This is a genomic window from Neoaquamicrobium sediminum, from assembly GCF_040970315.1.
GTDB lineage: Bacteria > Pseudomonadota > Alphaproteobacteria > Rhizobiales > Rhizobiaceae > Aerobium > Aerobium sediminum.
In genome coordinates, this window is the sequence record NZ_JAZHFV010000014.1 from 24,122 (window position 1) to 41,886 (window position 17,765).

General features: G+C 61.9%; 17 protein-coding genes. 6 read left to right on the forward strand and 11 right to left on the reverse strand.

What is annotated here, in order from left to right; translation table 11 throughout:
* Positions 1 to 10 precede the first annotated feature (10 nt).
* The 4 genes from araD1 to V1479_RS24600 all read left to right on the forward strand — a co-directional run bounded on the left by araD1 (position 11) and on the right by V1479_RS24600 (position 4,642).
* Positions 11 to 1,015, forward strand: a complete 1,005-nt coding sequence (gene araD1 / locus V1479_RS24585) for an AraD1 family protein (RefSeq protein WP_368805170.1) — start codon at positions 11 to 13, stop codon at positions 1,013 to 1,015.
* Positions 1,016 to 1,051: 36 nt separating this feature from the next.
* Positions 1,052 to 2,794, forward strand: a complete 1,743-nt coding sequence (gene araD / locus V1479_RS24590; RefSeq protein ID WP_368805171.1) for an L-arabinonate dehydratase — start codon at positions 1,052 to 1,054, stop codon at positions 2,792 to 2,794.
* Positions 2,781 to 3,707 carry a Gfo/Idh/MocA family protein gene (locus V1479_RS24595; protein ID WP_368805172.1) on the forward strand — a complete coding sequence of 309 codons (927 nt, stop codon included), beginning with the start codon at positions 2,781 to 2,783 and terminating at the stop codon, positions 3,705 to 3,707. Before araD ends, V1479_RS24595 begins: the two co-directional genes overlap by 14 nt.
* 74 nt (positions 3,708 to 3,781) lie before the next feature.
* Positions 3,782 to 4,642, forward strand: coding sequence for an SMP-30/gluconolactonase/LRE family protein (locus tag V1479_RS24600; protein WP_173194077.1), 861 nt, complete (start codon positions 3,782 to 3,784; stop codon positions 4,640 to 4,642).
* 550 nt (positions 4,643 to 5,192) lie between these two features.
* On the opposite strand, the gene V1479_RS24605 is transcribed toward V1479_RS24600, so the two are convergent.
* Together V1479_RS24605 and V1479_RS24610 are read right to left on the reverse strand one after the other, a co-directional pair.
* Entirely contained in the window at positions 5,193 to 6,533 is a 1,341-nt protein-coding gene (locus V1479_RS24605) for a cation:proton antiporter (protein ID WP_368805173.1), read from the reverse strand.
* Between the two features lie 481 nt (positions 6,534 to 7,014).
* Positions 7,015 to 7,929, reverse strand: coding sequence for a LysR family transcriptional regulator (locus tag V1479_RS24610; RefSeq protein ID WP_368805174.1), 915 nt, complete (start codon positions 7,927 to 7,929; stop codon positions 7,015 to 7,017).
* 119 nt (positions 7,930 to 8,048) lie between these two features.
* On the opposite strand from V1479_RS24610, the gene V1479_RS24615 reads away from it, so the two are divergent.
* On the forward strand, positions 8,049 to 8,945 hold the full coding sequence (locus V1479_RS24615) for a polysaccharide deacetylase family protein (RefSeq protein WP_173194081.1): 897 nt from the start codon (positions 8,049 to 8,051) through the stop codon (positions 8,943 to 8,945).
* A gap of 514 nt (positions 8,946 to 9,459) precedes the next feature.
* Positions 9,460 to 11,001: a Fic family protein gene (locus V1479_RS24620; protein ID WP_173194083.1), complete on the forward strand. Its 1,542-nt coding sequence runs from the start codon at positions 9,460 to 9,462 to the stop codon at positions 10,999 to 11,001.
* A gap of 7 nt (positions 11,002 to 11,008) precedes the next feature.
* Here V1479_RS24620 and V1479_RS24625 read toward each other — a convergent pair whose 3' ends face one another.
* The 9 genes from V1479_RS24625 to V1479_RS24665 all read right to left on the reverse strand — a co-directional run bounded on the left by V1479_RS24625 (position 11,009) and on the right by V1479_RS24665 (position 17,588).
* Positions 11,009 to 11,137: a hypothetical protein gene (locus V1479_RS24625; RefSeq protein ID WP_280515810.1), complete on the reverse strand. Its 129-nt coding sequence runs from the start codon at positions 11,135 to 11,137 to the stop codon at positions 11,009 to 11,011.
* Positions 11,138 to 11,379: 242 nt separating this feature from the next.
* On the reverse strand, positions 11,380 to 11,625 hold the full coding sequence (locus V1479_RS24630) for a hypothetical protein (RefSeq protein ID WP_368805175.1): 246 nt from the start codon (positions 11,623 to 11,625) through the stop codon (positions 11,380 to 11,382).
* A 26-nt stretch (positions 11,626 to 11,651) separates the two neighbouring features.
* Entirely contained in the window at positions 11,652 to 12,566 is a 915-nt protein-coding gene (locus V1479_RS24635; protein WP_368805176.1) for a MurR/RpiR family transcriptional regulator, read from the reverse strand.
* Between the two features lie 7 nt (positions 12,567 to 12,573).
* Complete coding sequence (locus tag V1479_RS24640) at positions 12,574 to 13,617, reverse strand: C45 family autoproteolytic acyltransferase/hydrolase (protein ID WP_368805177.1); 1,044 nt, start codon at positions 13,615 to 13,617, stop codon at positions 12,574 to 12,576.
* Positions 13,607 to 14,335: a glutamine ABC transporter ATP-binding protein GlnQ gene (gene glnQ / locus V1479_RS24645; protein WP_368805178.1), complete on the reverse strand. Its 729-nt coding sequence runs from the start codon at positions 14,333 to 14,335 to the stop codon at positions 13,607 to 13,609. The genes V1479_RS24640 and glnQ overlap by 11 nt, the downstream gene beginning before the upstream one ends.
* Positions 14,332 to 14,988, reverse strand: coding sequence for a glutamine ABC transporter permease GlnP (gene glnP / locus V1479_RS24650; protein ID WP_173194089.1), 657 nt, complete (start codon positions 14,986 to 14,988; stop codon positions 14,332 to 14,334). Before glnP ends, glnQ begins: the two co-directional genes overlap by 4 nt.
* Positions 14,989 to 15,069: 81 nt before the next feature.
* A complete protein-coding gene (gene glnH, locus V1479_RS24655) occupies positions 15,070 to 15,807 on the reverse strand; it encodes a glutamine ABC transporter substrate-binding protein GlnH (RefSeq protein ID WP_368805179.1) in 738 nt (245 codons plus the stop codon).
* A gap of 470 nt (positions 15,808 to 16,277) precedes the next feature.
* Entirely contained in the window at positions 16,278 to 16,703 is a 426-nt protein-coding gene (locus tag V1479_RS24660) for a phospholipase effector Tle1 domain-containing protein (RefSeq protein WP_368805180.1), read from the reverse strand.
* Positions 16,704 to 16,730: 27 nt separating this feature from the next.
* Positions 16,731 to 17,588 carry a T6SS phospholipase effector Tle1-like catalytic domain-containing protein gene (locus V1479_RS24665; protein ID WP_368805181.1) on the reverse strand — a complete coding sequence of 286 codons (858 nt, stop codon included), beginning with the start codon at positions 17,586 to 17,588 and terminating at the stop codon, positions 16,731 to 16,733.
* Positions 17,589 to 17,765 lie beyond the last annotated feature (177 nt).

Here is a 17,765-nt window from a genome sequence, read left to right on the forward strand (position 1 = left end):
GGAGCGATCCATGCATTTGTCGCAAATCAGCAGGCCGGACGGCTCCGTGGCGGTGGTCTCCCGCGAGGGGACCGAGGCCTATGAGGTGCGCGGGGCCGAAAGCGTCTATCAGCTCGCGCTCGACTGCGCCGCATCCGGCGTCGACATGGCGACGAGGATCGCAAGGCTCGGCCTCGGGCCCGCCGTCGACCTCGAAGACGCCTACGAAACGGGGCGGTTGCTGGCTCCCATTCATCATCCCGATCCGGCCCATCTGCACCTGACTGGCACGGGCCTTACCCATCTGGGCTCGGCAGCCACGCGCGACGCCATGCACCAGAACGCCAACGCGCAGGAGGAGGAAAAGCTCACCGACTCCATGAAGATGTTCAGGATGGGGCTCGAAGACGGAAAGCCAGCCAACGAGGGCCCGGGCGTGCAGCCGGAATGGTTCTACAAGGGCAACGGCGCCAATGTCGTCGCGCCGGGTGCCTCGCTGCTTTCTCCCGTCTTTGCAGAAGACGGCGGCGAGGAGCCGGAGATTGCCGGCATCTACGTCATCGACGCAAACGGCGTTCCCCGCCGCGTCGGCTTTGCGCTTGCCAACGAGTTCTCCGACCATGTGATGGAGCGGCGGAACTATCTCTATCTGGCCCACTCGAAGCTCAGGCCGGCCTCGTTCGGTCCGGAAATCCGCATCGGCGCGCTGCCGGCGGACGTGCGTGGCGCCTCCCGCATCCGGCGCGGCGGCGCCACCATTTTCGACAAGCCGTTCCTGTCCGGCGAGGCGAACATGTCCCACAGCATCGCCAATCTGGAGCACCATCATTTCAAGTACGACCTGTTCCGGCAGCCGGGCGACGTGCATGTCCACATGTTCGGCACGGCAACCCTGTCCTTTGCCGACGGCGTGCGCACCGAGCCCGGCGACGAGTTCGAAATCGAAGCCGAAGGATTCGGCCTCCCGCTCCGCAACCGCCTGACGATCGACGGCAGCATGGTGCGCACCGGGAGGGTCAGCGTGCATGCTCTCTAGCGACGGCGGGACCCTCATGCGGAAGGCCTCATTGACATGACATTTCGAAAGGCCGAATGGCCGCGCCGGCTGCGCTCGCAGGAGTGGTTCGGGGGCACCAGCCGCGACCACATCTACCATCGCTCCTGGATGAAGAATCAGGGCCTGCCTGCCGATCTCTTCGACGGGCGGCCGGTCATCGGCATCTGCAACACATGGTCGGAACTAACGCCGTGCAACGCCCATCTGCGTGACCTGGCGCAGCGGGTGAAGCACGGCATCTATGAAGCAGGCGGCCTGCCTCTGGAGTTTCCGGTCTTCTCCACCGGCGAAAGCGCGCTGAGACCAACGGCGATGATGTATCGCAACCTGGCGGCGATGGACGTGGAGGAGGCGCTGCGCGCCAATCCGCTCGACGGGGTCGTGCTGCTGGTGGGATGCGACAAGACCACGCCCGCCCTGCTGATGGGCGCGGCAAGCGTCGATATTCCCGCCATCGCCGTTTCGGGCGGTCCGATGCTCAATGGCTGGTTCCGTGGGGAGCGCGTCGGCTCGGGCACGGCGCTGTGGCAGATGAGCGAGGCGATCAAGGCAGGCGCCATGACGCGCGAGGACTTCCTCGACGCCGAGCAGGCCATGTCGCGCAGCCCCGGCTCCTGCAACACGATGGGCACGGCCTCGACGATGGCGTCGATGGCCGAGGCGCTCGGCATGGCCTTATCCGGCAACGCCGCCATTCCCGCCGTCGACAGCCGTCGCCGCGTGATGGCGCATATGAGCGGCCGCCGCATCGTCGACATGGTCAAGGACGACCTGAAGCCTTCGGACATTCTCACACGCGAGGCGTTCGAGAATGCGATCCGTGCCAATGGCGCGATCGGAGGCTCCACCAATGCGGTGATCCATCTGCTCGCTCTTGCCGGCCGGATCGGCATCGACCTGACGCTGGACGACTGGGACAGGCTCGGCCGCGACATTCCCACCATCGTCGACCTGATGCCTTCCGGCCGCTTCCTGATGGAAGAGTTCTTCTATGCCGGCGGCCTGCCAGTGGTGATCCGTGCGCTGGGGGAGGCGGGCCTTCTGCACAAGGATGCTCTCACCGTGTCTGGCGCATCGGTCTGGGACGAGGTGAAGGACGTCCGCAACTGGAACGAGGACGTGATCCGGCCGGTCGGGCAGGCTCTGACGCCGCACGGCGGGATAGCGGTTCTGAAGGGCAACCTCGCGCCCAAGGGCGCGGTGCTGAAGCCGTCCGCCGCCAGTCCGCATCTCATGCGCCATCGCGGCCGCGCCGTCGTCTTCGAGGACATCGACGACTACAAGGCGAAGATCGCCGACGAGGCGCTCGATATAGACGAGAACTCGATCATGGTGCTGAAGAACTGCGGGCCGAAAGGGTATCCGGGCATGGCAGAAGTCGGCAATATGGGCCTGCCGCCCAAGGTGCTCAGGAAGGGCATCACCGACATGATCCGCATCTCCGATGCGCGCATGTCGGGTACGGCATACGGCACCGTGATCCTGCATACGTCGCCCGAAGCCGCCATTGGCGGGCCGCTCGCGATCGTGCGGGACGGCGACATGATCGAGGTGGACGTGCCGGCGCGCCGCCTGCATCTCGACCTGCCCGAGACGGAGATCGAGGCACGCCTGAAAGCCTGGCACCCCAATATGCCGGTTCCCGAAAGCGGCTATGCGCGGCTGTTCCACACTCATGTTCAGGGAGCCGACACCGGAGCGGACTTCGACTTCCTCAAGGGCCAGCGCGGAAAGGCGGTTCCCCGTGACAGCCACTGACATCGCTATCGTCGGGGTCGGCAAGATCGCGCGGGACCAGCATATTCCCTCGATCGGCCGGAGCGAGGCATTCAATCTCGCCGCGACTGTCAGCAGCCATGGCGGGGTGACGGGCGTCGAGAACCATGCGACGCTGGAGGGCCTTCTCGACGCGCGGCCGGACATTCCGGCTGTCGCGCTCTGCATGCCCCCGCAGAACCGCTTCGCCGCGGCCAAGGCCGCGCTCTCGGCGGGGCGCCATGTTCTCCTGGAAAAGCCACCCGGTGCGACCGTTGCGGAGGTTCACGCCCTGAAGGTGCTCGCGGAGCGACGGGGGATCACTCTTTTCGCGACCTGGCATTCCCGCTTTGCGGCAGGCGTGGAGCCGGCACGCCAATGGCTTGCCGACAAGACGCTCCGCCGTGTCCGTGTGACATGGAAGGAGGATGTGCGCCGATGGCATCCTGGGCAGGAGTGGATCTGGCAGCCGGGTGGTCTTGGGGTCTTCGATCCCGGCATCAACGCGCTCTCCATTGTGACCGCCATCCTGCCGTTTCCGGTTCACATGACGACCGCGGAACTGAAGTTCCCCCAGAATCGAGAAGCCCCGATCGCGGCGGCCCTTGCCATGACGGGCAATGGCAATGTGGCGGTCGAGGCCGAGTTCGACTGGCGCCATACCGGAGCGCAGACATGGACAATCGAGGTGGACACGACGGAAGGGCGGCTGGTTCTGGCAGATGGCGGAGCGACCCTTGCCGTGGCGGATGAGCCGCCGTCGAAGGCACCCGATCGCGAATATGACGCCATCTATGGCCGTTTTGCCGAGCTCCTCACCGACCGTCAGATCGATGTGGATCCGACCCCGCTCGTTCACGTAGCCGACGCCTTCATGCTGGGCAAAAGGATCATCGTCGAACCCTTTTTCGACTGATTTTGCCTGAGGGCCTTCCCTTCTGGCCACCATCATATCCGTCGCCCGCTTGAACCGAGACCAAGGAACGCTGCATGGAAGCGCAACTTCACGATGCCCGTCTTTGCAAGCTCGGCGAGGGGCCGCTTTGGCATCCTGAGCGCGAACAATTGTTCTGGTTCGATATTCTCGCGCAGAAGCTGCTGTCGAGACGGGGCGAGGAGACGCTGGAATGGAATTTCGACAGGCCAGTCTCCGCAGCAGCCTGGATCGACCATGACACTCTGCTAATCGCGGGCGCTGGCACCCTTATGCGCTTTGACGTCACAAGCGGCCACAGGGAGCAGATTTGTCCACTTGAAAGCGACCGGCCGGGCAACCGCTCCAATGACGGCCGTGCCGACCCGTGGGGTGGTTTTTGGATCGGCACGATGGGCCGAAGTGCGGAGCCCGGCGCCGGCGCGATCTGGCGTTACTATCGCGGCGAGCTGCGCGAGCTCTTCGGGTCTATCACGATACCTAACTCAATTTCGTTCACTCCCGATGGTCGGTTCGCTCACTTCAGCGACACGCACGAAAGACTTGTCTGGCGACAACGGCTCGGAAAAGGAGGCTGGCCGACGGGTGAGCCGGAGATTTATCTCGATCTGCGAGCGCAAAAGACAAACCCCGACGGAGCGGTATGCGATGCGGAAGGGTTCTTGTGGCTAGCGTGCTGGGGAAATTCCCACATTGCGAGATACACGCCCGACGGCCATTGCCATACAAAGCTCGCTTTGCCGGTCGAGCAACCGTCATGCCCGGCCTTCGGAGGAGCCGACTTTACCACCCTTTACGTAACAAGTGCTCGAGACGGGCTTCAGCCCAAAGAAGAAGCGCTGCTGACCATGGACGGAGCTACATTCAGTTTCAACGCAGGGGTTTCGGGATTGCGTGAACCCTCGGTGACACTGTAGCGCAGCCGACATTCGAAACGGCGCCGTTTGCGTGCACTTGAGAACGACGTGGGAAGAATCCGACCGCCTCGCTGCCCTCCGGGTAAGGATCCGGTGTCGCCACCCAGGTGATTGGCTCTCGTTAGCCGGTGTTGAAAGCGAAGGCTTCCTTTGGTGGGTGAGCTAACGCAGCCTCGATCATGCTGAAAAAGGCGAAGGACCTAAGGGTAGGGGGAAGATCATCGAGACGACATCTGGAACATTCGGCATGGCGGTAGCACTCTTGGCCGCTGCTCGCTCGAATCGCCTGACGCCTGTAACAGCCGAAAACACAATTGATATAGCTTGCCGGCAGCATCTGGATCTTCGTTACCTCGGTCGCGCTCCTGACCCTGGACCACGATCTCTTTGCCGACATCGATGCCGGACAGGATCACATGTTGGCGCTTGCCGTTCAGACGCCCCAGGCGGGCCTAGCGCGTGGTCAGCATTAGTTGCACGCAGATGAGCAAAGCCGATTGCAACACGCGACCCGACAGCACCAGGCAAAAATCAGTTGCCGGGTGCGCAACTATGCACGATCGGCAGGTCCCTGCAGTCCAGGCGGTGGCGTCGCATCGTCGGCGTCCGGATCTCGTCCACGCAATCTGTCGAGGCTTCGCATGATGGGCGTCACGGTTAGCCCGTGCATCACAATCGAGAGCAGGACGACCAAACCAACGATAGCCCAAAGTCGTTCGCCGCCATCAACTTCCATGTGGTTCAGACCGTAGGCAAGATAGTAGAAGGATCCGACGCCGCGAATTCCAAAGAAGGAAATCGTGAGCTTTTCAGTCCAAGGGGCCTTCAGCCCAACCAGGCCTATGAGGCCGGTTACGGGCCGCACAATTATGAGGATGACAACCACAGCAACGATGTCTGCCCAGGTGAGTGGCGTCAGCAGCCCGCTGACCAGAGCGCCACCGAACAACAGCAGCAGCACCATCATTGTCAGCCGCTCGATCTGCTCAGTGATGTTGTGCATGTCGCGATGGAAGTCGTGCTCGCGTTGCGAATGCCGAAGCGTCAACGCCGTCACGAACACGGCCAGAAATCCATAGCACTGGATCATCTCTGTCAGCCCGTAGGAAATGAAGGTCGCCGCAATTGCGATCAACCCGTCTCCCGTTTTGGCGAGTTTCGTATTCGCGGGTACATGGAATGTCAGCCAGCCAAAGACTTGGCCCACTATCCAACCGCCGGCGATCCCGGCCCCAATTTCCCATATGACGCTGTGGCCAATCCATCCGATCAGCCATGGCTCTCCGGTCGCTGACGCCAACCCGAGGGCGATCGCCAGATTGACGAAGGGAAAAGCCAGCCCGTCGTTGAAGCCCGCTTCGGAAGTCAATCCGAAGCGAACCTCGTCTTCCTCGCCCGTCCTGGGAGGCCCGACCTGAACGTCGGATGCGAGGACCGGATCGGTGGGTGCAAGGCTTGCCCCGAGTAACAGTGCGATGATCCAGGGCAGGCCTAGCCACCACGCGCCTATGACCGTGATTGCTGCAATTCCAAGCGGCATGGTGATGCCCAGCAATCTCCAGGTAACTGCCCAGTTGCGGTAGCTGAACGCTCTATCGAGCTTCAGGCCGGCGCCCATCAGGGCGATGATCACCACCAGCTCGGTGAAACGCTCCGTGATCTCAGGAAAATCCATTGGCAACGGCTCGTCCGTCACCTGCGGGATGGAGAAGAGCCCGGCTCCCAGCGCAATGCAAACGATCGGGAGTGGTAGTGGCAGGCTCTTGATCGCCAATGGTAGCCACGCGACCAGCGCAATGAGGAACCCCATCCCGGTCAGGACGAGGATATAGGGGTCGATGGACCAGTTGCTGAAGTCGAGCATGCTCCCTAACGAATTGGTCAGGATCACGATCCATTCGGTCTAGAATCGCATAGACGCCTCCCGAGCCTTCGCGAAGGCGACCATCTGGGGATCATCGAGGACACGAGCGTCTGTTTCAGCGACTACAAGTGGTTCGTCGTCGCAAGTCCCTAGGGGCCGGGCTATCGCTGGACCGCTGCCACCCATCCCACACTAACGGAAATACGCTACAGGCTCCGATTGTTCTCCCGGAACTTGGCAGCTTAGGCGTCCCTGCCGGTTGTCTTGTCCGGGACTGGAACAGACGATCTCCTTCCCCCTGCGGTCGTAGGATGGCTAACGTTCGGCCACCGACCGCATCTTAGCCATTTAGCGGGCCCTCGTTTGGCTGTTTCCATTGCCGCCCCATTGGGCGATGGCGACAAATTGCTCCGATGTCTATCTGCCCGAGGCAGACATTGAGAACGCGACTTGAGTACGAGACAGCGTCGCTGGTTGAGCTTAACGAGCCATCCCGGGTATTCGCCGGTTATGCAGCGGTCGGCTCCCGTTGAGGAGAGACTGGGAAGAGGTTCGCCGCCATGAAATCGACGAAGACTCGGAGTTTGGGCGCAATGTGACGGTTGGTCGGCCAAAGCAGGCGAAACGAACCTTCGTGCCGGACAAAGTCCGGCAGGACGGCAACGAGGCGGCCTGTGGCGAGTTGGTCGGCGATTGCGAAATCGGGCAGGGAGGCGATCCCCATGCCGCGTTCCGCCATCATGATCAGCGGCTCGATCGTGTTGACGACCGCGGTCGTCGGCAGGTCGGGGCGCAGCTCTGTTTCGCCCTCTTGGAGCGGCCATGGCTCCAATTTGCCGCTCGTGGCATAGCGATGGTGCAGACAGGCATGCCTCATCAGATCGTCTGGCACGCGTGGTGTTCCGGCCCGTTCGAGATATTGAGGGGCAGCGACCAGAATGAGGCTGAATTGCCCCAGCATGCGTGACATGAGACGGGAATCCGCCAGGTTCCCGGCTCGAACGACAGCGTCGAAACCTTCATCGATGACATCGACAAGGCGGTCCGAGAAATCGAGATCCAGCTCTATCTCGGGGTAGAGATCCATGAACCGCAGGATCGCGGGCATCATCAGCATCGACACGATCGGCATGCTGACCTTGAGTTTACCGCGCGGACGCTCGATCGTCTGAGACAGCTCCAGCTCAGCCGCTTCCACTTCCGCCAGAATGCGCCGGCACCTTTCGAGAAACAGCGCTCCTTCACCGGTCAGCGTGATCGTCCGGGTCGACCGGTGCAGCAACCGGACCTGTAGCCGCTCCTCGAGCCGGGCGACTGCTTTGCCGACCGCCGATGCCGAGATGCCGAGTTGGTTCGCCGCCGCGGTGAAACTGCGAAGTTCCGCAGCGTGCACGAAGGCGCTGAGAGATCCAAGGCCATCCATTTCAATCTTTCCGGACAAACTGTCTTGAGTGTCCGGAACTATCTCTCGTTGTTCTCTAATTCAAGTCAAACCTAACTTGGCGGTCACAGTCGATTGTTCCCCAGTAAGGAGTGAATTTTATGCCTGATACCGTCGGTACTGCCCCGCAGGAGCACGGTCGCTTTGATTTCTCGGCGATCACAAGCCGCCCAAAGCTGGAATGGCCCGATGGGGCGCGAGTGGCGTTGTGGGTGATCCCGAACATCGAGCATTTCCTGTTCGATCGCCCGTCGAGCTCCATCATCCAGTCGACGACAAGCTTCGTGCCCGATGTCCTAAACTACGCGTGGCGGGATTACGGGGTGCGCGTCGGAATCTGGCGCATGATGGAGATCATGGAAAAATACGGGGTGAAGGGCACGGTCGCCCTCAACTCGGATGCCTGCGTCCACTATCCTGCCGTCATCCAGGCCGGGCAATCGCTCGACTGGGAATGGATGGGACACGGCACGAACAACTCGTCGGTGATCACCGGGATTCCCGAAGACGAAGAGCGCAGGATCGTCAGGGAGGTCGTGTCCACCATCACCCAGGCGACGGGTACGGCGCCTCGTGGCTGGCTAAGCCCCGCCCTGACGGAAACCCATCAGACACCGGATATCCTGGCGGAAAACGGCCTCCGGTACGTCGCGAACTGGACCAATGACGATCAACCCTACGAAATGCGCGTGCGCTCAGGCTCCATGCTGTCCCTGCCGTATTCAGTGGAAATGAACGACTACACCGCCTTCCTCGAACAAGGTCTGTCGGGCAGGGATTTCGGCGACGCGATCTGCGACCAGTTCGATCAGCTTTACGCTGACGGCGCATCGACCGGCCGGGTCATGTCGCTTTGCCTGCATCCGTTCCTGATCGGGCAGCCGCACCGGGCGAAGCACTTCGAGCGCGCGCTCAAACACATCACCGCGCATGACGCCGTCTGGCTGGCCAAGGGCGGCGAGATTGCCGACTGGTACACATCGACCAGGGGCAGATAGCGAAAACTACGTCGCCTTCCATGACGAGGTGAGGCCGGCTGCTTGGTGCCGACCTTCTTTCCGGCGTTCCAAGCTGCGTGCTCGCGGCTGGCATCATCGAATATGGAATGGCCCATGTGAGTTCTCCTCGGCCTTGATTGGCCGATAGAGAAACGTCGCAGGACAATGCCGCACATGGGCTGTTTCCGGATCGTCCGGTTTCGGTTCGAAAAACGAGAAAGTCGGCGGTTGGCCACCTAAACCTGCTGGTCCCTCTCGGACCCACATACTCCAATGCAATCCAAGCAGTCGGAATGGCAGGTTACCAGCTGACGTCGCCAACAGCCGACGGTCCCCTCCCGTCTCCTGCCGGTCGCTAGGGCAGGGCTCAAGATTCAGATGAAATCACCGATCAGATGGAGGCGCATCAAAAATCGCATGTACCACGCTGAAAGAATCAAAATTCATTGCCTGTGAACGTTTTTCAGGCGATACCCTCCTTGTCATAGATTTTCAGGTATGAGCATCGCAAATCATGGAGCAGGGGCAGAGGAAGCCGTTTTCAGAAAGAGTCAGCGTCCTTCACGGCCGCTGGCTGCCTGAGACCGCGCTCCCTGTGGGCTATGCCGCTCTGATCGACGCCTTTGATCTGGCTGTCCCAATCCCCATCACACTCGCTGCGATTGGCCCCCGGCATAAGGTCTATCAGGAGGCGGGATGGAAACTCTATACACCTCGCCACGAGCCTGAAGCCAGTCTGGTCGGCCACCTGACCTTTGCATTGCGCTACGAGGGGCTGGATCTTGCTGCCCTGAAGATGCTCTTTCGCGCGACGGGTCCGGAAGCCATCGTCGAGATCGTTCGCGCGGCCCCGACCGGGGCCTATGCGCGACGGCTTTGGTTTCTCTACGAATGGCTGCTCGACGAGCGGCTCGATCTGCCCGACGCCACCCGCGGCACCTATGCCCTTGTCGTCGATCCTGAACAGCAATGGGCATCTCAGGGCGAGACCTCTTCACGCCATCGGGTGAAAAACAATCTGCCCGGAACACGTGCCTGGTGTCCGTTGATTTTCCGTACGCCGGAATTGGACGCCTTTGTGGCCCGGAATCTCGCCGAGGAAGCTCGGCGCGTGATCGCCGATGTTCCGGCGGACCTTCTGGCTCGCACCGCTGCTTTCCTCCTGCTCAAGGACTCGCGATCCAGTTTCCAGATCGAGGGCGAAGACCCACCCCAGGATCGCATCCAGCGGTGGGGGCAGGTTATTGGCGAGGCGGGGCGCCGCCCGGTGGCCCGTGCGGAGCTGGAGCGATTGCAGCGCATCGTCATCGGCGACGCTCGCTTCGTTCACCTCGGCGTGCGTCAGGAAGGCGGGTTCGTCGGCGAGCATGATCGCGCAAGCGGTGCTCCGATCCCGGACCATATAAGCGCCCGGCATGAGGACCTGCCGGACCTGATCGACGGGTTGGCCGCTTTCGATCTGGGGGCGGCCCGGCATCTCGATCCGGTTCTGGCCGCTGCCGCGCTCGCTTTCGGGTTCGTCTACATTCATCCCTTCGAGGACGGGAATGGCCGCCTGCACCGCTACCTCATCCATCACGTGCTTGCCGAGCGTGGTTTCAATCCGCCCGGACTGGTCTTTCCGGTCTCGGCCGTCATCCTTGATCGTATCGACGAATATCGCCGCGTCCTCGAAAGCTATTCGCGGCGGCTGCTGCCCCATGTCCGCTGGAGGCCGACCGACCGTGGCAATGTCGAGGTGTTGAGCGACACCGCAGATTTCTACCGCTATTTCGATGCGACGCCGCATGCGGAGTTTTTGTTCCAATGCGTGACGCGGACGATCGATGTCGATCTGCCGGAGGAGGCTAGGTTCCTAAAGGCCTATGATGGGTTCAAGGCCAACGTGTCGCTTATGATCGATATGCCGGATCGTCTGCTCGATCTTCTGTTCCGCTTCCTGCATCAGAATGGCGGCAGGCTCTCGAGGCGGGCGCGGGAGAAGGAGTTCGCGCCGCTGACAGAAGATGAGATCGTGAGGATCGAAGCGTTCTATGCTGATCAGTTGCACAGTTGATTGACCCTCAATCGAGCCGGATCGCCTCGATCGGATCGGGCGGATCCATCGGATGGTGTTTTTCCTCATAGACCTCGATCATTGTCGCCAGAACGTCGAGCCTGTCGCCATCGGGCGTGCCGCTGGCAGAGCCCACAGTCTTTCGACTCTGGCGAACGCCGCGTCGTAATCCGCTTCGGTATGGATGGTTCAAGCTCAGTCGCCATGTCCCAACCTCCTGTGACGGTGTCCGTGCAGGTTTATTCATCGCCTTGTGCGGACCGCCTAGTGCTGTTGGTCCGCCAAGGCTGCGCCACTTGAGGCAACAAAAGACATATCATACTGGCGCTACCAATGATTGTTGGCATCAGTAGCTGCGAGCCCCCGCAACCACTTCTGTCATAACTTCCTGGAAATCGAGGTGCGACGTAAGCGCGACGGCATCACCCTATGTGGCGAGGCTTGACGTCTGATTGAAGCGCCATGGCATAGGATTTCGATGTCGCTTAGCGGGGGACCGTCGAGGATCGCACGCAAGGTGGCGACGGGCGAGGCCAGCATGGCCCAGTTTTCAGCACCGATTTCGTTTCCGGGGAACAGTGCGTTTTCCCTCGTGAAGGCTATCGAGCGGATCTGGTTCTCCACCGCGTTGGTATCCAGTTCGAGCGCCCTCAGGGCGTCTCGATACCCAGCGCCTCAATCAGGTCTTCGCGCCGCTGCAGCGCCTCCAAAGCCGCATCGCCCAGTTGCCAGGCGACAAGGTTCAGCAAGCCCTCGCTGAAGACGATATAGGCGCCCATGCTGTTGGAGATGAAGCTGCTGGCGTGCGGGATGAAGAACGCATGCTCGGCCGGCGCGACAAGCGGCGAGCTACGCGAATCGGTGATGGCGATCACCCGCTGGCCGTTCCGCGCGGCCGCCTTCGCGACATCAGCGACCGAGCGCGTGTAGGGCGCGCAGCTTGCAACGACCACCACGTCGCCGGGTTCGAGCTGCGAGATAGCCTCGGCCAGGCCGAGCCGCGGCGCATCCAGCAGCGCCGCATCGGACCGCAGCATGCCCAGCCCGTAGGCAAGAAAGCTTGCAAAGCCGTGGAACTGGCGCTCGCCATGGACGCGGACCCGCTTGGCCTTGGCGAGAAGTCCGGCTGCCGCGGCGAGCTTGTCGGCCTCGAGTTGGCCGATGAACCCCTCGATATTGGCGATCGATTCCCTGCCAAGGCGCGCCATCGTCTCGATCTCGCTCGCTTCGGCATCGGCGTTGTGGAGCAACTGGTCGGCCTGCCGGCTGTAGAAATAGCGGGGCTCGCCGGCGATGGCGTTGCGAAAGACCGACTGGAACTCGCCGAAACCCTCGAAGCCGAGACGCTTGGCAAGCCGGGTCAGGGTCGAGGGATTGACGTCGAGCAGGGCGGCCAATTCCGAGATGGAGCGCACCGCCGATTGTTCGGGCATGTCGACCAGCCGCGCGAAAACCTGCTGTGTCTTGCCGCCCAGCGCGTCGGCCGGCTCGGCCCGCGCAAATTTCAGCGCCAGTTCGCGCAGTTCGTCCAATGTCTTTGGCGGTGTTGGCGTTCTGGCCTGCATGGCGTGATCAGTCGGCACCCGTGACGACGCCGGAATGGACCGGCGCCCGATGCCGGCCGTCATAGACGGTCCACGCCACACTGTCAGCAGTGAGTTCGAAAACGGCGGTCGCGAGCGTGTTCTCGTGGTCGGGATCGTCCGCCTGCCGGCGATAGATCGGCAACGCACCGGTCTGATCGGAAAGGATGCCGAGAACGAGCGCGCTACCCTGCGCGCCTCGCGCGCTCAGCAGTGCATCCGCATGCTGTTGTCGGCTGCCCGACGAGGCAGTAATGCGCTGGGCGAGACCTGCCATCCGCGGATGGACAAGATGATTGGCGTGGGTCGCCGGTGCTTCGATCTCCAGCGTAGACAAGGCGTCGGCGTTGAACTCAACGCTGACGATCCGTGGATCGCCCATCATGGCGAGAGTCATGTGGAAACCGCCGGCGCGCGGAACATCCTGCAGCACTGCCACCGCCGCATCGATGCTTTCGCAGCCCAGCATCGCCCGCGTCAGAACCATGCGCGGCAGGCCCGGCCGATGCGCGGTGCAACGGATGTTGTTGACCGTCTGCACGAGACCCCGGTCGTTCACCGAGAAAGTGTGGCCGGGGATCGAGCCGGGATAGACGAAGGCCGTGAAGGACGGACCTCCTGCCGGGTGGACTGTGGCGAGGGCGCAATAGCCGTCGAATTCCGGCATGCCGTCTTCGTTGTGGGCCACCAGATTGGTCGACCCTGGCAATTGAACGGTCGTGCAGCCGTCGGGGGCATGCGTGCGCAGGTCGCCGCGACAATTCCACGCGAATATATCGGCAAACGGCATGTCCAGCCCGGCAGCCAGTCCTCGCAACTCTTCAAGGACTGCCGGATAGTGCCGCTCCGTCAGCGCCATCATCGCCGGCACGCGCGGATCGTCCCGGGCCGGAACCACGATCTCGCGCCAGTGCGGCGAGGGCACCAGCCTGTCGTGGACCGCGCTCGCACCGAACTGGCCCAGTGCGAAGCCGGTCTCGTAGGGCGTGCCTGCGATCTTGATGGCGGCCAGGCCGCATTCCTTACTGGACATGCTGGAGGAACTCCCGCAGGCGCGGGTTTTCCGCGAGATCCAGAAGCTCGGCCGGTGCGCCGTCCATGGCGATCTTGCCGTCTTCCATGAAGATCAGGCGAGAGCCGACACGGCGCGCAAAGCTCATCTCGTGGGTGACGACGATCATCGTCATGCCTTCTTCGGCAAGCACCTGCATGACCCGCAGCACCTCGTGGCGCAGTTCGGGGTCCAGCGCTGAGGTGGGTTCATCGAAGAGTACGAGCTTGGGTTTGACAGCCAGCGCGCGGGCGATGGCGACGCGCTGCTGCTGGCCGCCTGAAAGTTCGGACGGATAGTGATGGGTGCGCTCGGCAAGCCCCACCTTGGCAAGCAGGTCGCGTGCGGCCTCGCGAGCCTCGGTGCGCGACAGGCCGCGCACGTGCTGCGGCCCGAAGGCAACATTGTCGAGCGCGGTCATCTGCGGGAACAGGTTGAACTGCTGGAACACCATGCCGGCTTCCTGCCGTATCAGCCGCACATTCTTGCTGCCCGAACGCACGCTGATGCCGTCGACGACCAGATCGCCGCCGTCGATCTCTTCGAGGACGTTGATGCAGCGGAGCAGTGTGGACTTGCCGGAGCCCGACGGCCCGATCACCACGACGACCTCGCCGCATTCGATGTTGAGGTCGATCTGATCCAGCACGACCAGAGAGCCGAAGCGTTTGGTGACGTTGGCGAATTCGACGATGCTCATAGGATCCGCATCCTCTTTTCGATGATCCGCAGGATCAGCGTCAGCGTGCCGGTCAGGATCAGGTAGAAGATCGCGACGGCGGACCAGACTTCGACGGCGCGGAAATTGGCCGCCATGATCTCCTGGCCCTGGCGTGTGAGTTCACCCACGCCGATGACGATGAAGAGCGATGTGTCCTTGAGGCTGACGATGAACTGGTTGCCGAGCGGCGGTATCAGCCGCCGGAACGCCACAGGGCCGATCACGTAGACGAGCACTTTCCACATCGGCAGGCCCAGCGCGAGCCCGGCCTCTTTCAAGCCCTTGTGCACGGAGATGAAGGCGCCGCGCACGATCTCGGCGATATAGGCTCCGGCGTTCACGGTAATGGCGATGATGGCCGCCGAAAGCGGATCGATCCTGATGTCGGCTAGCGTCGGCAGGGCGAAATAGATGAACATCACCTGGACGACGATCGGCGTGCCGCGGATCAGCTCGATGTAGAAATAGGCGATGCCGTTGACGATCGCGTTGCCATAGGCGCGCATCAGCCCTGCAACGGTGCCTATGATCACTCCGCCGACAAGGCCGGCCACGGTGATGAAGACGGTAAGCTGCGCGCCGCGAAATAGCGCCGGAAGCGCGTCGACGACGGCGGACCATTGAAAGTCCATGACGGATCAGTCCTCTCGGTCTGGAAAAGGAGCGGGCCGCCGCGCGGGAAGACGCAGCCGGCAGCGGCCCGTTGGCGGAACTCAGCTCTGGGGCTTGGTTCCGAACCACTTTTCGTAGATCGCGTCGTAGCGGCCGTCGGCCTTGATCTTGGCCAGGGCCTCGTTGACCCGCGCGACCAGATCGCTGCCCTTCGGAAAGGCGATGCCGTATTCATGCGCCATCATCTGCTCGCCCACCGCCTTGACGCGGCCCTGGCCCGCCTTGGCGATGTAGTAGAGAACGTTCGGCGTGTCGTGCATGGCGGCATCCACGCGGCCGGTCTGGAGCTCCAGATACGCATTGTCGATGTTGGGGAACTGCCGCAGCTCGGTCTCGGTGAAGTGCTCCTTGGCATAGTCGGTCGCCGATGTGCCCGTCTTCACGGCGAGCGTCTTGCCTGCGAGGTCGGCGGCGCCGGTAACCTCGCTGTCGACCGGCACCATCAGCAGGAAGCCGCTATCGTAGTAGCCGTCGGAGAAGTCGATGACCTGCTTGCGTTCGTCCTTGATGGTGATGCCGGCCAGCGCCACGTCGACCTGCCTGGTCTGCAGCGCAGGGATGATGCCGTTGAAGTCCATCGGCTGAAGCCGGTACTCGAGGCCGAGATCGCCTGCGATTGCGTCCCAGAGGTCTATGTCGAAGCCGACATAGGTGTCGCCTTCCTTGAATTCGAAAGGCACGAAGGCCGTGTCGGTGGCGACGACAAGCTCCTCTGCTGAAACTTGAACGACGGCGAAGCCCATGGTCATCGCCGCAAGGGCGCTGAGAAGTCGGTTCATGGCTGGTGGTCCCTCTGGTTCTTTTTGTGAATGCGAAGCCGAGGCTAGCACGCACATTTGCATGACGCAAATTATGAATGCATTTCGGAGTCGATGCATTGTGGATTTGCGTTCTGCTTGGCAGCCTGGAAGCTTTCGCCATGGAGAGGGGCGCGCGATCGAAAATTGTTGGAGACCATCGAGCGCTTCAACGAGCACTGTTGGCGCTGCCGGACGGACCGTGATTTCGGAGAAGGTGCTCCAGCGGATCGACGACCATGTGAGGACGATGACGCCAATACCGATGACCTGCGCCGGACCACAATCGCGTTAGCTAGCCCCACATAGCAGCTTTGGGGCCGGCTGCGGACTGTCTGGTTCTGGCGTAACAACGCTGTAAGCCGCCTGAAGCGACCCTGATCCTACCTCAGACAGACTGAGCGTCCTTGCGTCCAGATCACTTACTGAATGGTAGTGGCGGATAACTGAGATCACGTGCTGTTGGGATCAACGAAGAAATGTCTGACCGTTGCGTGATCTCGCAAATTCTCCGGTCGATACGGCTTCACATCGCCCATTTGAGGCACGACTCTAGCTGCGAAGCGATCTAGCACCGATGGGTGCAACGTCGCCGCCTCATTCACCGACCGGACCTTAGTCCGCCAAGTAAGCTTGTCGGAAGTCAGCCGGCGAAGCCACGCGGGCTGCATGTTCAAGACCTCTTGGCGCTGATCGTGCTGCAGGCCGAGCGGATCAGGCCAGGTAGTCAGCAACCCTTCTCGGATCGCTATCTCCGACACGGCCTCGCGTAGTTCCTCCATCATCCAACGTAGTGGAATGTCGGATAGACGCGCTTCTTCTTCGGCATAACTGCCGCCGATGTCAGAATGATCGCCAGCGAACCACACTTGCCTCATCCAATCGACGTTCCCACGCTCGTTGTTTCACTCCACGTCCTCTGGGCGTCCCCAAAGCACGCGGGGAAACTTGGCGCGAGCCTCATCAATCGCGAGTGCATGCCGAAGATGCGGAATTTCCTTGTCGACATACCGGTCATAATTCTTGCTCGACCACGCAGCGAGATGACCGTGCTGCCACAGCGAAGGCCAGTTCAGCGGATTCCAGAGCGCCGGGTGGCGGTAGGGGTCGGGGTAGAAGTACTTCCATTGACCGCTCAGGAGCCGGACCACCCAAATGAGCGCAGCGATCAGTGGAGCGAATATCAGCAGGCCCGCGAACCAACCTAGAAGCCACCATGCGAGCGCGGCGAGAAGTGTGAGTGCGCCCACTCCAGCAATTGCGGCCGCGGTCGCAACTCGGCTGCCCAGCGCAGCTACCGTGTCGAATACCCCAACGAATTCGGGCTGCACGTTGCCTTGTGGTTCCCCGTCGACGCCTATGCCCTCGCAACCATATTTCGCGCGGAAACGAGCGGCCTTCTCCTCGCGCTCATCTTCGAACTTGTCGCGCGGATGGCCAGCTCCATGATTGTAGACGAACTTGACCGCATCGGTAGCGATCTTCCGTAGCTCCGGGCCATAGCGGGGGACCGGGTGCCCGCTACTATCATGCGTTGGCACACCGCAGAGGTTCATCACATTCGCCAGCGATCGCACGGTGTACGCGCCACGGCTGAAACCGAACAGGCAGACTTTGTCGCCGGGTTCGTAGTGGGCGATGATCGCGGCGTAGCAATCGATCACGTTCTCATCAATCCCGGTGCCGACGGCGGCTGCGAGGGTGTTGCGAAGCCGCCTGAAGGTAAGCCCCCCCGGTCTCGCCAGCACCCAAGCCGGCATCATAGAAAGCGAATTGCCGCTTCGGATCGATTGGGGAATCGGGACCGGGTCGCATCGCCCTGTACATTTTGTAGACGTTACTTAGAGTCGGTTTCGAAACTCATGACTGGCGCGCCAGTCGCCTCACGAGGAGCATGACGGAAGCGGCGTAGAGGAAGGTTGCTGCTGAATTGATGGTGG

Excerpts from the sequence above, each read along its gene's own strand:
- araD1 (WP_368805170.1), top strand. The coding sequence starts at position 11 with ATGCATTTGTCGCAAATCAGCAGGCCGGACGGCTCCGTGGCGGTGGTC.
- araD (WP_368805171.1), top strand. The coding sequence starts at position 1,052 with ATGACATTTCGAAAGGCCGAATGGCCGCGCCGGCTGCGCTCGCAGGAG.
- V1479_RS24600 (WP_173194077.1), top strand. The coding sequence starts at position 3,782 with ATGGAAGCGCAACTTCACGATGCCCGTCTTTGCAAGCTCGGCGAGGGG.
- V1479_RS24610 (WP_368805174.1), bottom strand. The coding sequence starts at position 7,929 with ATGGATGGCCTTGGATCTCTCAGCGCCTTCGTGCACGCTGCGGAACTT.
- V1479_RS24615 (WP_173194081.1), top strand. The coding sequence starts at position 8,049 with ATGCCTGATACCGTCGGTACTGCCCCGCAGGAGCACGGTCGCTTTGAT.
- V1479_RS24620 (WP_173194083.1), top strand. The coding sequence starts at position 9,460 with ATGGAGCAGGGGCAGAGGAAGCCGTTTTCAGAAAGAGTCAGCGTCCTT.
- V1479_RS24635 (WP_368805176.1), bottom strand. The coding sequence starts at position 12,566 with ATGCAGGCCAGAACGCCAACACCGCCAAAGACATTGGACGAACTGCGC.
- V1479_RS24640 (WP_368805177.1), bottom strand. The coding sequence starts at position 13,617 with ATGTCCAGTAAGGAATGCGGCCTGGCCGCCATCAAGATCGCAGGCACG.
- glnQ (WP_368805178.1), bottom strand. The coding sequence starts at position 14,335 with ATGAGCATCGTCGAATTCGCCAACGTCACCAAACGCTTCGGCTCTCTG.
- glnP (WP_173194089.1), bottom strand. The coding sequence starts at position 14,988 with ATGGACTTTCAATGGTCCGCCGTCGTCGACGCGCTTCCGGCGCTATTT.
- glnH (WP_368805179.1), bottom strand. The coding sequence starts at position 15,807 with ATGAACCGACTTCTCAGCGCCCTTGCGGCGATGACCATGGGCTTCGCC.
- V1479_RS24660 (WP_368805180.1), bottom strand. The coding sequence starts at position 16,703 with ATGAGGCAAGTGTGGTTCGCTGGCGATCATTCTGACATCGGCGGCAGT.
- V1479_RS24665 (WP_368805181.1), bottom strand. The coding sequence starts at position 17,588 with ATGATGCCGGCTTGGGTGCTGGCGAGACCGGGGGGGCTTACCTTCAGG.